Here is a 15,262-nt window from a genome sequence, read left to right as displayed (position 1 = left end):
GCTAACCCTTCCTTTCTCTAAATTCAAGTTTTATTCCAGTGCCTGTAAAATCAAAGCTGTCTCTCAATTGATTTTCTATATATCTCTCATAAGAAAAATGAATACAAGTAGGATCATTTACAAAAAACACGAAAGTAGGGGGTTTATTTCCCGTTTGGGTGACATAGTATATTTTCAATCTCTTAGTTCCAATAACCGGTGGTTCCTTCATCATAACTGCCCTGCTTATAACGTCATTTAACACCCCTGTCTTTATTTTTTTACAGTAGTTTTCATAACACAGTTTTACTGTTTCCAATACTTTGTGTATTCTCTGTCCTGTTTTTGCAGATATGAAAAGATAGGGTGCATAAGTCATAAAAGAAAGACCTCTATTTATATTATTCTTATAAATATTTGTTGTCTTTGCATCCTTCTCTATCAGATCCCATTTATTGATCACAACCATGATGGATTTATTCAATTCATGGGCATAGCCTATTATCTTTTCATCCTGCTCGCTTATACCCTGGGTGGCATCAAGCATAAGTACACATACATCTGCTCTTTCCACTGCTGTATAAGTTCTTATAACACTATATTTTTCCACTTCCCTTTTAACCTTGCTCTTCCTCCTAATACCTGCCGTATCTATCAATAAAAATTTGCCTTCTTCTGTGTCTAGATAGCTGTCTACAGCATCTCTTGTAGTACCGGGAATTTCACTTACAATAACTCTTTCCTCACCCAGTAATTTATTTATAAGAGATGACTTTCCAACATTTGGCCTACCTATAAAAGCTATCTTTATATAATCTCCATTTTCATCTTCACCGCTGTTATCTTGAAAATTCTCCACTACCTTATCCAACATATCACCCAGACCCAATCCCTGAGAAGCTGAGATAGCTATAGGATCACCTATACCTAGATTATAAAACTCATAAGTAGAAACCTCTTGTTTTGCACTGTCTATTTTATTTACTACAAGCACCACTGATTTTTTACTCTTTCTAAGCATCTGGGCCACTTCTCTATCAGAATCAACAAGCCCTTCTTTTCCGTCAACTATAAATATTATCACGTCAGCAATTTCAACTGCCATCTGAGCCTGCCTTCTCATCTGAAGGTATATTATATCATTATTTTCTGGTTCAATTCCTCCTGTATCAATTATAGTAAAGTTATATTTTAACCACTCTGCCTCCGCATATACTCTATCTCTAGTAACTCCAGGAGTATCTTCTACTATGGATATTCTCTTGCCTGCTAATTTATTAAACAAAGTGGACTTCCCTACATTTGGCCTTCCCACTATGGCTACTATTGGCTTTCCCATTGATCATTTCACCTCACTGTTTTCATTTATAATCCGTATTAGATCCTTTCCCGTATAATCACATACAAATATTTTTCTCTTTAAAATTTTCTCCAAATCCGTTAAAGTTACATCATCTAAAAATACCATGCCTTTTGACTTTGAAAGTTCATATCCTTTTCTAAACATACATTCCGGTATAATTACATACTTTCCCAGATTGTCATTCTGAATTTGTTCTACTATATCACTTGCTGTAACAAGCCCCGCCACAGTTATAGTATTGCCAAAGAAATTATTTATTATCTTTTTTACATAAATCACTATATCCTGATTCTCTTTTGATATCTTATCAGCAGCAGCCTTTACATCATCATATGCTAAATCTCCTGTTAAAAAAGTAAAAGATCCTTTTATGTCCTTTCTTAAACATGTGATCTCTCTGTCTATATTATCTCTAAAAAGTCTTACGATGCCAACACCGTCTTCCAACTGCTTATAGTTTTCATAAAACTTTGAATTTGGAATTTTCCTGCGGGAAATAAGATAAAACTCATCAGAAAGCCTTACAAAGGGAGATCCTATTTCCATCAGATATTTACTTTGAAGTTCTTCTGCAATATGTAATTGTTCTCCAGCAGAAATTCTATCATACTGCTTAAGCTTAAAAAGTCCATGTCTGTATTTCGTAATTCCCACTGGCACTACTGCCACATTTTCAATTTCCGGATACAATTTATATAAGTCCTCTACAGTTTTTCGAAACTCTATTCCATCGTTTATACCAGGGCATAGTACTATCTGACAATTTATCTTTATTTCATTTTCAGTCAGTTTCTTCAGGCGTTCATATATATTTCCTGCAAATCTGTTGTTGAGCATCTTCATTCTAAGTTCAGGATTAGTAGTATGAACAGATACATTTATAGGACTGATTCTATACTTAATTATTCTATCTATATCCCCTTCAGTCATGTTAGTAAGAGTGACAAAATTTCCCTGAAAAAAAGCCAGTCTTGAATCATCATCCTTAAAATAAAGAGTATCTCTCATTCCTGAAGGGAGCTGATCTATAAAGCAAAAAATACATTTATTATGACAGTTTTTAGGTCTATCCAAAATTGTCTCCTCAAACTCCACCCCCAGTTCCTCATCGTATTCCTTCTCTATTTCAAGTTCCCACATCTCTCTATTTTCTTTTTCTATTTCTATTTTTACATATTCATCACTTATTAAAAATTTATAATCTATTATATCTTTGATTTCAACACCATTAATTGATAAAAGACAGTCACCCTTTTCTATTCCCATCTCTTCTGCAATACTTCCAGGTTTCACTGTCTTAATTTTATTTTTCATATGTATTAGACTCCTATTTAAATTAAATATTTACTACAACCCATTAAAATAAACTCAATAAAAATATAAGAATTCCTGAAATTGCAGCACAACTAGGTATAGTAAATATCCACGTTGTGACTATGTCTTTGACTACGGCCCACCTCACTGCAGAAAATCTCTTAGCAGAACTAACTCCCATTATGGATGTGGTTATTATATGAGTTGTACTGACAGGTGCATCAAACATAGTAGCCGTAAATATTACCGCCGAAGCTCCCATTTCTGCTGAAAATCCATTTACCGGCGTCATTCTGGCCATTTTGGATCCCATCGTTTTTATTATCTTTTTTCCTCCTAAAGCAGTACCCAGTGCCATGGATAATGCACAGCATACCTTAACCCATAGAGGTACTGAAAATTTATCAAGAAATCCAGCACTCACCAACGTCATAGTTATTATTCCCATAGTCTTTTGAGCATCATTTCCACCATGATTTAAAGCTATTAACATAGCTGAAAATATTTGAGCCTTTGAAAAAATCCTCGTAACCGTACGCGGTCTTGTATTTTTCAGTATCATATTCATCACATTCATAAATACAAATCCTGCTATAAATCCTATTATTGGTGACAATACCAGCCAGACAATAACTTTCCAAAAAAGTCCCGGCCAATTGATTATTAGAAATGAGCTCTTATAGACAATGGCAGATCCTACTAGTCCGCCTATAAGGGCATGAGAAGAACTACTTGGTATGCCGAAATACCAGGTTATCAGATTCCAGATTATAGCTCCCATCAGTGCAGCTATAATTACACTTTGCGTAACATCGTTTGGATCCACTATACCATTGCCTATTGTTTGGGCAACCTTCACACTCATAAAAGCGCCGACAAAATTTAGAGAAGCTGACATTATAACCGCTTCTCTCATAGTCATTACCCTGGTAGACACAACACAAGCTATAGCATTGGCACTATCGTGAAAACCGTTTATAACATCAAATATTATTGCAATCACAACTATTATTACAGTTAAAGTCAAAGCGCTAGGCATTTTTCATTACTACTCCTTCGACAACATTTGCTAAATCCTCACAGGCATCCAGCGTATTTTCAAGATATTGATATATTTCCCTCCACTTCATAACATCTATAACTTTCATACTTGATCTAAATATATCCCCAATAGCTTTTCTCGAAAGTACATCTCCCTGTTCCTCTATCCTATTTACATCTATTATAACACGTGAAAGTTTTTTACTCGTTTTCATATTTTTCAACTCTTCCATCAAAACTATTATCTGCTTGCAGGATTCCACTATCATACTGCTTAATTGAAAGGCCTCTTTAGTACATTCATTTACATTTAACATGACAAACCTGCTGGCAGTAGATTCTATTAAATCAATAATATCATCCATATCCTTTGCAATTACATATATATCCTCTCTGTCAAAGGGAGTAATAAATGTCTTATTTAACTGTTCCAGTATTTCATGCTGTTTTCTGTCTCCCTCATGTTCTACTTCCTTTATCTTTTTTAAATTTTCTTCTGAATTTTTCAGATCATACATAAAATCCCACAGTAATTTCGAAGCCTTGTAAGCAATATCAGCTGTCTGTGTAAAAAACATATAAAACTTGTCTTCCTTGGGAGTAAAAGTAAACATCACATACCTCCTGATCATTGAGAATGTTCATTTCGACCTAATAAAGTATACCATAAAATTACTAAAAATTAAACAAAAAAAGTTTTAAGCATCGAAATACTTAAAACTTAAGAAATTCTATATACTTATTCTATTCATTTAAATCTTTCTGTTCTCCTGTAACTAGATATATTGTTCCCTCACATATATTTGTAGCACGATCCGCTATCCTTTCCAGATACTTGCATACAAGTACCAATTGGATCATCTGATTTACCTTGCTTTCATCCTTTTCCGCAATCTTAATCATGTCAGTAAACACCTTTTTAAATAGCGCATCTATTTTATCATCCATTTTACAAGCTTCATAGGCCTTTTCAAGATCCCTCTGCACATAGGAATCCAGGGATGTCTTTATCATGCCATTAACTATACTCGACATCTCAGGTATATCTATAAGCCTCTTTACATATTTCTCATTTTTGAGTCTTAAGGTTATTTTCGCTATATCCACCGCATGATCCGCTATTCTTTCAAGGTCCATGATAAGTTTAGAATTTGTAAATACTGTTCTCAGATCTATAGCAAGAGGCTGTTCCTTCGCAGTGACCTTTATACATTTATCCTCTATTTCCCTCTGAAGCTCATCTACTAGATCATCATTTTTTATAGTTTGCTCTGCCAACTCTTCATCTTGATTTACCAGTGATTCTATGCATTGATGAATTTGCTTTTCAACTATACTGCCCATTCTAAGCACATCATTGTGAATTTCTTTTAATGCATTGTCAAATGCTTTTCTTGTCATAATCCGTCACCTCTCTTAAATTATTGATTATTTTATCATTTTGCATAAACCCATAATTTTATCCAAATCTTCCCGTAATGTAATCCTCTGTCCTCTTATCCTTAGGTTTATAAAAAATATTTTCGGTCTTATCATTTTCCACAACTTCGCCATTTAAGAAAAAAGCTGTATAATCGGATATTCTTCCAGCCTGCTGCATATTATGGGTTACTATTATTATAGTATATTTTTTCTTTAAAATGTCCATAAGTTCTTCTATTTTAAGAGTGGATATTGGATCAAGTGCAGATGTGGGCTCATCCATTAAAAGCACATCTGGTTCTACTGCAAGAGTCCTGGCTATACAGAGTCTTTGCTGCTGACCTCCTGAAAGCCCCAATGCATTTTTATTTAACCTATCCTTTACTTCATCCCATATAGCTGCACCTTTTAAACTCTTTTCCACGATTTCATTTAATTTATTCTTATCCTTTATTCCATGTATTCTAGGTCCATAGGCCACATTATTGTATATGGACATTGGAAAAGGATTTGGCGCCTGAAATACCATTCCAATTCTCTTTCTCAAATCTATTACGTCATATTCGCTATATACATCTTTGTTTTCAAATAAAACTTTGCCTTGAATTTTAACTGAATCTATTAAGTCGTTCATTCTGTTTAAAGTCCTCAAAAATGTCGATTTTCCACATCCAGAAGGCCCTATCAGTGCCGTAACTGAATTTTTTTCTACATTTAAATTTACTTTTTCAAGAGCTTGAACCGCCCCATAGTACAAATCAAGATCCTCAGTTTGCATTATATACATTAGTTCCCCTCCCTATTTCTTACCTGTATAGGATTCATATATTTTTTTACCTATTATTCTCGCTAAAAAGTTAAATAACAATACCATAATGACTAAGACTGCAGATGCCTTATTAGCTATCTGCGACGCATCGGGCACCATACCCTCTGAATTGAGTTTCCATATATAAACTGCTAAACTCTCCGCCGGTCTCATTACGCTAAATGCCGAACCGCTGTTTGTCAAACTAAAAAATGAGAAATTCAATTTAGGTGCAGTCATTCCAGCAGTATACAACAGTGCTGCTGCTTCACCAAATATCCTTCCTGCCGCGAGTATTACACCCGTCAAAATTTGAGGTATAGCTGATGGAAGAACAATCTTTGATATAGTCTGCCACCTAGTTGCGCCAAGTCCAAGACTTGCTTCCTTTACCGGAGCCGATGCTGCAGTTATAGCATTTTCGCTTACCCTGGTTAAAGCTGGCAGATTCAACACCGATATAGCAAGAGCTCCCGATAGGAGCGTAAATCCCCACTGAGTGGCATTTACAAATATGAGAAGCCCGAATAACCCAACCACAATAGATGGAAGAGAAGCCATTGTTTCTATACATAACCTTATGGTATTTAAAAACACACCTCTTTTGGCATATTCAGCTAGATATATGCCAGCTCCTACTCCAAAGGGCACGCTTATAATCAATGAAACCACAAGCATATAAAATGAATTAAAAAGTTGGGGACCTATACCTCCTCCTGCCTCTCCGAATTTAGCGTCTCCAAACAAAAAAGACGGTTTAAAAAAACCTATACCCTTAAATAATATATAACCTATTAAAGCAACCAAAAGGGTTACTATAAAAACCGTTACTCCATAAAGAACTCCAGTCCAAATTTTATCTTTTGTCTTGGCATCTATCATTTAATTTCACTTCCCTTTCCTATTGCTCTTATTATCAAAATAAATATAAAAGAAATTATTAAAAGAAATAGCGCCAATGACCAGAGTGCATCATTCCATGCAGTCCCATTTACAGTGTTCCCCATATCCATGGTCAAAATACTGGTAAGTGTAGACGTAGGACTCAAAATGTTCTCAGGAAATTTTATTGTATTTCCTATTACCATCTGTACTGCCAGTGCTTCACCAAAAGCTCTTGCAAGTCCAAGTACTATTCCAGTAAGTATTCCATTTTTAGCTGACGGGATTATTACTTTGGATATAGTCTGCCATCTGGTCGCCCCAAGCCCATAGGAAGCTTCCATATATCCTTTCGGAATGGTTTTTACGGCATCTGCTGAAATGCTCGCTATAGTAGGCAATATCATAACGCTAAGTACTAATATTCCCGCAATCACACTAAATCCTATACCGCCAAAATGTGTTTTTAAAAAGGGAATCAATACGCTGAATCCAACCCAGCCATATACAACAGAAGGTATACCTACGAATAATTCCAGAGAAGGTTGTAATATTCTGGAGCCTATTTTAGGAGATATATAATTCATAAATACAGCCAACGCTACACTTACAGGTGCACTCAATATGACAGCTCCTATGGAAACCAATGTAGAACCTACAAAAAATATAGCAGCACCAAGCTTAGGCGTGCTAGTATCAGGAACCCAACTTGATGTAAATAAAAATTGCATTAGAGGATATCCTCTCTTTACAAATGTATTCATACCCTTTGAGGCTATAAAAATTATTATACTAAGGGTGAGAATTATAATCATAACACCACAAAGTGTCGCAAATCCCCTTCCCATATATTCGTCTTTGAGTTTATTCCTAAATGATTTTTTTTTCATACTCACCAACCCCAACATTAATTTTGCTGGCCAGCCACTCACAGCCAGCCAGCAAAATATTTAAAAATGACTTTTATTTCAACTCACTCATTGGTATATATCCAAGTTTCTTTACTGTATCTGTATTTTCATCACTGAGTACGTAATCTATAAACGCTTTTGCAACACCTTTTGCTTCTCCCTTTGTATACATGTGTTCATATGACCAGAATGGATATTTCTTCGCAATTATGTTCTCTGAAGTAGCTTCCACTCCTTCTATTTTTAAGGCCTTCACATTTGACTTAACTGCATCAGTTAAATATGAAAGTGCAAGATAACTTATAGAACCCTGTGTTGTCTTAATGGCATTTTCAACATTTCCATTTGAATCCTGGGTTGTACCAAGACCTTCCTTTTCATCTTTACCGCCCATTACTGTGTCTTTAAATGTAGCCCTTGTTCCGGATGACTTAGTTCTGTTTATTACATTTATCTTCATATCATCTCCGCCTACATCTTTCCAATTGGTGATCTCTCCGGTAAATATCTTCTGTATCTGCTCTTTAGTCAAATTGTCAACCTTGACACTAGGGTTGACCACTACTGCAAAACCTATAGCACAGACTTTATGGTCAACAAGTTCTTTTGCCTTAGCTGCATCTAATTTTGACTCTGCTGTCACATCAGAATTTCCTATATCTGCAGTTCCCTGAAGAGCCAAATTCAATCCCGTACCGCTTCCTCCGCCTTGAACGTTAACTGTTGCTTTAGGATTTTTTTCTGCGAATGTCTTTCCAATTTGTTCTGCCAATGGCTGAAGAGCTGTGGATCCTGCAAGTGTTATTGAACCCGATATCTCCTCTTTTTTAGTATCGTTTGTACTATTTTCTGTACTGCTACTGCCACTATTTCCACCACAACCTGCCAGAACCCCTATTGCCAAAACAACAGACATGATCAGCATAAGGCCTTTTAAACCTTTTTTTTTCATAATTCCATAGACCTCCTTAAAATACTTATATGTAATATTTACAAAATTAATTACTACATTGTTTATAATATCCCATCAAGGTTAATATATTATTATACGAATGTTAATTAAAATTAACATTTATACTAAAAAATAGACAGTTCCAATTCAACTGTCTATTCTCAATCATGTACTTAGGTTTTTATTTAAATCTATGGGAATTTTAACTGTAAACTTACTGCCTTCACCAATTTCACTTTTAAGTTCTATAGTTCCATTAAATGCTAAAACTATATGTTTTACTATGGCAAGCCCAAGTCCCGTTCCCCCTGCGCTTCTGGATCTGGCTTTATCCACCCTATAAAACCTTTCAAATAATTTTTTCTGATGTACTTTTGAAATTCCAACTCCGTTGTCCTCTACAGAAATTAAATAATTGTTGTCTCTAACGTCTGTATTAATGCTAACCCTTCCGCCATTATCGGTATATTTTATTGCATTGTCCACCAAATTTATGATCATCTGCTTAAATCTATCTGGATCACCCCATATACCCGGTGGCTTACAGAGTTGTTTTTTTATAACTATATGTTTTTTATCAGCTGAAGCCTCCACCATGCAACATATATCTTCTATTATGTTGTTTGTTTCTATTATTTCAGATTTATCCATTTTACTGTTTTCTATATGCGACAATGTCAAAATATCATTTATCAGTCTTGTCAATCTATTTGCCTCATCATTTATTATATTTAAAAACTTGTTCTTATCTTCCTCGTCTTCCACATATTTTAATGTCTCTGCAAAACCTTTTATAGATGTAAGAGGCGTCTTTAATTCGTGAGAAACATTGGCCACAAATTGGGATCTCATATTCTCCAATTTCTTTATATCTGTTATATCCTGAACTACAGCTACTTTCCCTATTTTTTCCCTGCCGTTAATGATAAAAGCTCTTTTTATTCTCAGTATTCTTTCCCTTGGCCAGAGTATTTTTATTTCCCTGTAATCATCCTCTTCATCTTTAAATATGTCTTCCAGTTCAAAATCCCTTATTCCATCCAGAAGATCTTTTCCTATTATGTTCTTATGAACTCCAAATATCCTCTCTGCATATGGATTTATCATTATTATCTTGTAATCCATGTCTACAGCTATTACGCCATTATCCATACTCTTTAATATGGCCTCTAGTTTATTGCGTTTATCCACCAAATCCTCCAATGTAATCTGAAGCTTATCTGCCATATTGTTAAAAGTAATAGCAAGCTGGCCTATTTCATCATCGGAATTAATTTTGACCCTGTTGTCAAAATTTCCACCTGCTATGCTGGAAGTAGTACGTTGAAGTTTTTCAATAGGACTGACTATAGACTTTGAAAGTTTTTCGGAAAACATCATGGACACCAATACAGAAAAAAACATTATGAGTACGTAATATTTAAAATAATTTCCCTCAAGTCCCTTAATTGTCTGCATGGTAAGAGCACTCCGCATTATATAGCCGTCACCAAATGCAGTGGCAAAATACAGCGTCTTTTTACCTGTAGTATCACTTAGCCTTACGTCGTAGCCGGTCCCATTTTTTCTGGCCTCCTGTACTTCTTTTCTGGAATTGTGATTACCCATGCTTTCCTTTGAAGCTACAGAATCGCTGAGCACTTTTCCTTTTTTATCTATAAATGTTTCCCTTATAATAGCATTTTTAAAATTCTTTGTAGAAAAACTGCTTATATCTTCTGGGAGCTTATTTTGTATCACATTTATTATAATCTGGTTATTCAATTTTAAAGTCTGTTTCATATTTTCAATATATTCACGATTTTCGATGATTATAAATAATAAAGTAGTTATAAGCATGCTAAATATAAGTGTTACCAACATGGAAAGCATCAATTTTCTCTTCATTTTATCACCAGCTACCCCTCCGAATTGAATCTATAGCCAATTCCTCTGATGGTTTCTATATATTTGGGAGCTTTATTTCCATCTTCTATCTTTTGCCTCAAATGTCTTATATGCACATCTATAGTTCTGGTTTCTCCAGCATATTCATAACCCCACACTTTATCCAATAGAAAATCTCTAGTCATGACTCTCCCTCTGTTTTCTATGAGTATCTTTAAAAGTTCAAATTCCTTCAATGTCAATTCAACTTTATGTTCACCTTTAATTACCTCATGTTTGTCAAAATCCACACTTATATCTCCAAAACTATAAGTTTTGCTTATGCTTCTCTCTTCTAAACGTCTCAGTACAGCTTTTACTCTAGCTACCATTTCCCTTATGGAAAAAGGTTTTGTTATATAATCATCTGCCCCAAGTTCAAGTCCTAATACTCTGTCAAATTCTTCTCCTTTAGCTGTTATCATTATTACAGGGGTAGAAGAAATTTCACTGTCTTTTCTTATCTCTTTACAGACCTCATAACCATCTAACTCTGGCAGCATAACATCTAGTAAGATGAGATCAGGTTTTTCTTCTCTTGCTATCTTAAGTCCATTTAAACCATCAGCTGCTACAATAGTTCTGTATCCATTTTTTCTAAGATTGAATCCAATAAGTTCACAAATATGTTCTTCATCATCTACTATCAATATTTTTTTCTGTAACATAATATTTATCCTCCTTATAGACCTAAAATTAACAGCTATAACCTAATAATTAAGAAAATCAGAAATACATAATTTTAACCTTCTTCAGCGAGTGTATCCAAATAAACAAATGAAAACATTCTTCCAGTACCTCTATCTTTTCTATAAGAATATAATTTAAACTCCCTATTACATGCTGTACAAATATCCAAATAGTTTATATTTTGCCTGTTTACTCCTTTTTCTAACAATTGATATAATATACACTTTTTTAAATCTAAATTTCTTCCATTGAATATGTGGTCTTTATTCCTGTAGAAAGAATCATCTTTAAATTTATTCTTAAATTCTTCTCCCACCTCATAGCAGCAGCTGTGAATATGTGGTCCCACACACACCTGTAAATTTTCAGGTTTACTGCTGTATTCTTTTTCAAGTTTTTCAATAGCTTTAGAAACAACGCAGGCCAGTGTCCCCTTCCATCCGCTGTGAACTGCAGCTATTACCTTTTTCTCTCTATCATATATAATAACAGGAACGCAATCCGCATTAAAAACTCCTACAGCTGTACAGGATCTATTGGTAATTATGCCATCTCCATCTTTCACTTTATCGTCGGGATTATATATGACAATTTCACATCCGTGTACCTGGTTTAAAAATCCCACATTTTCTAATTTAAACCATTTCTTTAAATTTTCAATGTTTTTTTTTCCTTCATCCTCTGCTTTATTAAAATTTAAATTACTCCTAGCCGTTGAAAATACTGCTTTTGCCCCTTTAAGATCCACAGTTATAAATTCATATGGATCGATTATAAGTTTTTCCATATTGACTATCATCCCCTCCTTAAGGCATCCAAAATCATTATATCACGAATCAATTATTATACTATATTTATAATTGGGTTTACCAATTGAAAGTTTTGATTGATTCCCACACCATTAACTATTATTTATCAATTATAATATAACAATTCTCATTAAATATAAAAAGGATTGTCCTAAAATAAATTTTAGAGCAATCCTTTTTATATTATATAACATCAAATCAAGTGATCCTTAACTTAATTTATGAGAATAGTTTATAGATATCGAACTTATTGTCATAAGCAATCCTGCCACACAGAAAATAACAAAGGTAGCTGTAAATCCTCCACTGAATGCAGCAATCCAACCTATCAAAATTGGAATTATAATTCCCGTTACATTTCCTGCGAAATTCATTGCTCCTGACAGTCTTCCTACATGTTGCTTATCCACTAACATTTGTGGTACACTCCAATACAATCCACCCCAACGCAAAAAGAAATTGGCGATACTTATCAATAAAACAGCAGCAGTTGCATTTTGGACAAAATTAACCATCAATACAGAAATTGCTACTGCAATACCCGCAAATCCAAGCATTGTCTTCATGACAACATTCGTAGAAGCACCTGGATGTCTCCTCCATCGATCTGACAATTGCCCTGCAATAATTTCACCTATAAACCCGCATCCAAAAATAAGCATTGTCCATACCCCTGTCATTCCGAAAGAAATATGCCTAACTTTTTGTATATAATAAGGAATCCAAGTCAACAGTCCATATACAACAGCATCATAAGAAGCAAATCCCAGCAATAACATCCATGGACTAGCATGTTTAAAATACAGAAGAATATTTCCTCCTGTAATTTTATTATCTTCTTCCCCAGTTTCATTTTTGCTGAGATATTCAACTTCCTCTTCAGTTATCATTGGATGTTCTGAAGGATTGTCTCTCATAAACAAATATGCGACAATGCCAATTAATATAGTTAGCACACCTAATATTGCAAATGCTATCCTCCAAGTACCCAGCCACATTATGAGACCTGTGACTACTATTCCGCCCAGTGCAGCACCAAGCTGGCCTCCACTGTCTACCAATGTACTTCCCCTTCCGCGCTCATATGGAAGAAGCCAGCTAACAAGAGATGTATTACAACCAACTTGAACAGGGCCCTCAAATACTCCAAGAAATAACCTTATAATTATCAAAGACATAAAGCTGTTTGCAAGACCCGTTAGACTCTCAGCTAAACCCCAGCCTATCAATGCACAGGTCACAATTCTTCTGGGTTTAAATTTATCTACCAACCATCCTCCCGGCAACTGCATAAGTGTATAACTCCAGAAAAAAGCACTCAGCACTATTCCCGTAAACATTGTTCCTATATGCAATTGCTTGCCTATCAATGACATTGGAATGGACAATGAAATTCTATCCATGTAATTAAATATGCCTATAATTAAGAAGAATACAAACATCCACCAACGTAATCCACGAATCTTTAATTTACCTGATCTAGTCTTTTCAGATTGCATATCTTCCTTTCCCTCCTTAATTTTACAAATCTTAGTTATACCTATCCAATTTTTATAAATATTATTTATTATTTTTAGTCTCCAAACTATATTTGAGCTGCTAATTTCTATTTTCTTTTATAATAGTAGGGAGCTTTATAACTGCATTGAAAAAACATCCTATCAATAAAACGATGGCTAATATATACATTCCAATATCTGAACTATTTGTATATGTCATAACGAGCCCTACCAAATAAGGCCCTATAAATCCGCCTAAACAGCCTATTCCATTTATAAATCCACGTGCAGCTCCGCTGACATCAGATTCAAATAACATAGGTGGTAAAGACCAGAAACTGCTGTAATAATCATGAATGAACACGCCCGCCAACGCCAAGAAGACATAGGAGGTCCATATATTAGCTTTAAATTTAACTGAAAACGTAAGTGACAATGCAAAAAATATCATTGGAATTATTGCAAATAATTTTCTCTTCTGAGTTTTATCCGATAAATATGAAAATATCCATATACCAAAGATCAGCCCTACATAGGGAACCGCTGAAAGTAATCCTACTATTCCTATACCCGTTTTTGTCAATTCTTTAATCAACGTTGGCAGCCATAAAGAGTACCCATAGATACCTACTTGATAACAGAAATACGTAATAGTCAACAGCCATAAACTAGAAGACGCATAAATGTTTTGCTTTTTCTCAGAAGATCTAGTAGCCTTTTTTAATTCACTCTGTTCTTTTTTCAGTCTTTCAACAAGCCATTCTCTTTCTTCGCATGATATCCATTTGGCCTCTTCGGGAGAATCACTGATCATCGGATACCAGATGAATATCAGCATAAATGCTATTATGCCTTCAATAATAAAAACCCATCGCCAATTAGAAAAAGAAATTATCCATCCTGAAAGAGGAGCAGTAATAACGCTTGCTATTGCAAAATTGAACGCAAAGAATCCATTTGCCATTCCTCTTTCTTCATTTGGAAACCAGTGAGTTATCAAAACCAGAATAGCCGGCATGACTCCTCCCTCTGCCACTCCTAATGCAAAACGCAATGCCAACAGTTCCCATGTTTGATTTACAAAGCCAGTTATTATTGAAATCAAACCCCACGCCATTATGGATTTCAATATAAATTTCTTAGCGCTTTTGTGTTCTGCATAATTTCCTCCTGGTATTTGAAGTATAACGTACCCCACATAAAATATACCGGCAGCTATTCCAGCTACAGTTGAACCTATACCCAAAGTCCTGTTCATTCCCCCGGCAATCGCAAAAGATATATTTTGCCTATCCATATACGCAATTATATAAACAAGTATACAGGGAGGAATAATTCGAAACCATCTGCTTTTAGGTATATTTTTCACTTCTATATTTTCCATAATACATTTCCCCTTTTATATGCCAGTAGATATTTCAACCACAAATCTTAATTATTTGATATCTGGTATATTGTAATTTATAATCACCGGTTGCTGGTGTATAAATTAAATCATTTTGTGGACATCATATCTACTTTTAAGCACTAACATACTCTTATCTCCATATATCTACAGGTTCGCCCTTTTTAAATTCAATCTCTTTAGTGCCAGTTAAAATTTCAAGCTTGGGATTTTTTTCAACTTCGGGCAGCAGAGGTTCGCTTACCAATATTTTCCCCAGCT

At 34.7% G+C, this 15,262-nt stretch carries 14 protein-coding genes; all 14 read right to left on the bottom strand.

The window, feature by feature from the left end; all coding sequences use genetic code 11:
- Window position 1: 1 nt before the first annotated feature.
- A complete protein-coding gene (der, locus tag J5G60_RS02170; RefSeq protein WP_150355853.1) occupies window positions 2-1,318 on the bottom strand; it encodes a ribosome biogenesis GTPase Der in 1,317 nt (438 codons plus the stop codon).
- Between the two features lie 3 nt (window positions 1,319-1,321).
- Window positions 1,322-2,656, bottom strand: a complete 1,335-nt coding sequence (locus J5G60_RS02165) for a DUF512 domain-containing protein (RefSeq protein WP_150355852.1) — start codon at window positions 2,654-2,656, stop codon at window positions 1,322-1,324.
- A gap of 43 nt (window positions 2,657-2,699) precedes the next feature.
- A complete protein-coding gene (locus tag J5G60_RS02160; RefSeq protein WP_150355851.1) occupies window positions 2,700-3,695 on the bottom strand; it encodes an inorganic phosphate transporter in 996 nt (331 codons plus the stop codon).
- Window positions 3,688-4,311, bottom strand: coding sequence for a DUF47 domain-containing protein (locus J5G60_RS02155; protein WP_150355850.1), 624 nt, complete (start codon window positions 4,309-4,311; stop codon window positions 3,688-3,690). The genes J5G60_RS02160 and J5G60_RS02155 overlap by 8 nt, the downstream gene beginning before the upstream one ends.
- Before the next feature lie 130 nt (window positions 4,312-4,441).
- Entirely contained in the window at window positions 4,442-5,098 is a 657-nt protein-coding gene (gene phoU / locus J5G60_RS02150; protein ID WP_150355849.1) for a phosphate signaling complex protein PhoU, read from the bottom strand.
- A 58-nt stretch (window positions 5,099-5,156) separates the two neighbouring features.
- The gene (gene pstB / locus J5G60_RS02145; RefSeq protein ID WP_150355848.1) at window positions 5,157-5,906 is read right to left on the bottom strand and encodes a phosphate ABC transporter ATP-binding protein PstB; all 750 of its coding nucleotides are present in this window, start codon (window positions 5,904-5,906) and stop codon (window positions 5,157-5,159) included.
- A 12-nt stretch (window positions 5,907-5,918) separates the two neighbouring features.
- The gene (pstA, locus tag J5G60_RS02140; RefSeq protein WP_378061254.1) at window positions 5,919-6,809 is read right to left on the bottom strand and encodes a phosphate ABC transporter permease PstA; all 891 of its coding nucleotides are present in this window, start codon (window positions 6,807-6,809) and stop codon (window positions 5,919-5,921) included.
- The gene (gene pstC, locus J5G60_RS02135) at window positions 6,806-7,699 is read right to left on the bottom strand and encodes a phosphate ABC transporter permease subunit PstC (protein ID WP_150355847.1); all 894 of its coding nucleotides are present in this window, start codon (window positions 7,697-7,699) and stop codon (window positions 6,806-6,808) included. Before pstC ends, pstA begins: the two co-directional genes overlap by 4 nt.
- Window positions 7,700-7,772: 73 nt before the next feature.
- A complete protein-coding gene (locus J5G60_RS02130; protein ID WP_150355846.1) occupies window positions 7,773-8,672 on the bottom strand; it encodes a phosphate ABC transporter substrate-binding protein in 900 nt (299 codons plus the stop codon).
- Between the two features lie 165 nt (window positions 8,673-8,837).
- Entirely contained in the window at window positions 8,838-10,559 is a 1,722-nt protein-coding gene (gene pnpS / locus J5G60_RS02125) for a two-component system histidine kinase PnpS (protein WP_150355845.1), read from the bottom strand.
- Between the two features lie 11 nt (window positions 10,560-10,570).
- On the bottom strand, window positions 10,571-11,266 hold the full coding sequence (locus tag J5G60_RS02120; RefSeq protein WP_150355844.1) for a response regulator transcription factor: 696 nt from the start codon (window positions 11,264-11,266) through the stop codon (window positions 10,571-10,573).
- A 74-nt stretch (window positions 11,267-11,340) separates the two neighbouring features.
- Complete coding sequence (pgeF, locus tag J5G60_RS02115) at window positions 11,341-12,075, bottom strand: peptidoglycan editing factor PgeF (RefSeq protein WP_150355904.1); 735 nt, start codon at window positions 12,073-12,075, stop codon at window positions 11,341-11,343.
- 231 nt (window positions 12,076-12,306) lie between these two features.
- Window positions 12,307-13,596: an MFS transporter gene (locus tag J5G60_RS02110; protein WP_150355843.1), complete on the bottom strand. Its 1,290-nt coding sequence runs from the start codon at window positions 13,594-13,596 to the stop codon at window positions 12,307-12,309.
- Window positions 13,597-13,696: 100 nt separating this feature from the next.
- Entirely contained in the window at window positions 13,697-14,980 is a 1,284-nt protein-coding gene (locus J5G60_RS02105) for an MFS transporter (RefSeq protein WP_150355842.1), read from the bottom strand.
- Between the last annotated feature and the right edge of the window lie 282 nt (window positions 14,981-15,262).

The sequence above is a fragment of the Clostridium sp. HV4-5-A1G genome, from assembly GCF_900184915.1.
GTDB lineage: Bacteria > Bacillota > Clostridia > Clostridiales > Clostridiaceae > Clostridium_B > Clostridium_B aromativorans.
The sequence above is the reverse complement of the archived record's forward strand: the minus strand, read 5'-3'. Positions and strand labels throughout refer to the sequence as shown.

What these genes read in the sequence shown, in the direction of transcription:
- der (WP_150355853.1), bottom strand. Translation starts at nt 1,318, where the DNA reads ATGGGAAAGCCAATAGTAGCCATAGTGGGAAGGCCAAATGTAGGGAAG.
- J5G60_RS02165 (WP_150355852.1), bottom strand. Translation starts at nt 2,656, where the DNA reads ATGAAAAATAAAATTAAGACAGTGAAACCTGGAAGTATTGCAGAAGAG.
- J5G60_RS02160 (WP_150355851.1), bottom strand. Translation starts at nt 3,695, where the DNA reads ATGCCTAGCGCTTTGACTTTAACTGTAATAATAGTTGTGATTGCAATA.
- J5G60_RS02155 (WP_150355850.1), bottom strand. Translation starts at nt 4,311, where the DNA reads ATGTTTACTTTTACTCCCAAGGAAGACAAGTTTTATATGTTTTTTACA.
- phoU (WP_150355849.1), bottom strand. Translation starts at nt 5,098, where the DNA reads ATGACAAGAAAAGCATTTGACAATGCATTAAAAGAAATTCACAATGAT.
- pstB (WP_150355848.1), bottom strand. Translation starts at nt 5,906, where the DNA reads ATGTATATAATGCAAACTGAGGATCTTGATTTGTACTATGGGGCGGTT.
- pstA (WP_378061254.1), bottom strand. Translation starts at nt 6,809, where the DNA reads ATGATAGATGCCAAGACAAAAGATAAAATTTGGACTGGAGTTCTTTAT.
- pstC (WP_150355847.1), bottom strand. Translation starts at nt 7,699, where the DNA reads ATGAAAAAAAAATCATTTAGGAATAAACTCAAAGACGAATATATGGGA.
- J5G60_RS02130 (WP_150355846.1), bottom strand. Translation starts at nt 8,672, where the DNA reads ATGAAAAAAAAAGGTTTAAAAGGCCTTATGCTGATCATGTCTGTTGTT.
- pnpS (WP_150355845.1), bottom strand. Translation starts at nt 10,559, where the DNA reads ATGAAGAGAAAATTGATGCTTTCCATGTTGGTAACACTTATATTTAGC.
- J5G60_RS02120 (WP_150355844.1), bottom strand. Translation starts at nt 11,266, where the DNA reads ATGTTACAGAAAAAAATATTGATAGTAGATGATGAAGAACATATTTGT.
- pgeF (WP_150355904.1), bottom strand. Translation starts at nt 12,075, where the DNA reads ATGGAAAAACTTATAATCGATCCATATGAATTTATAACTGTGGATCTT.
- J5G60_RS02110 (WP_150355843.1), bottom strand. Translation starts at nt 13,596, where the DNA reads ATGCAATCTGAAAAGACTAGATCAGGTAAATTAAAGATTCGTGGATTA.
- J5G60_RS02105 (WP_150355842.1), bottom strand. Translation starts at nt 14,980, where the DNA reads ATGGAAAATATAGAAGTGAAAAATATACCTAAAAGCAGATGGTTTCGA.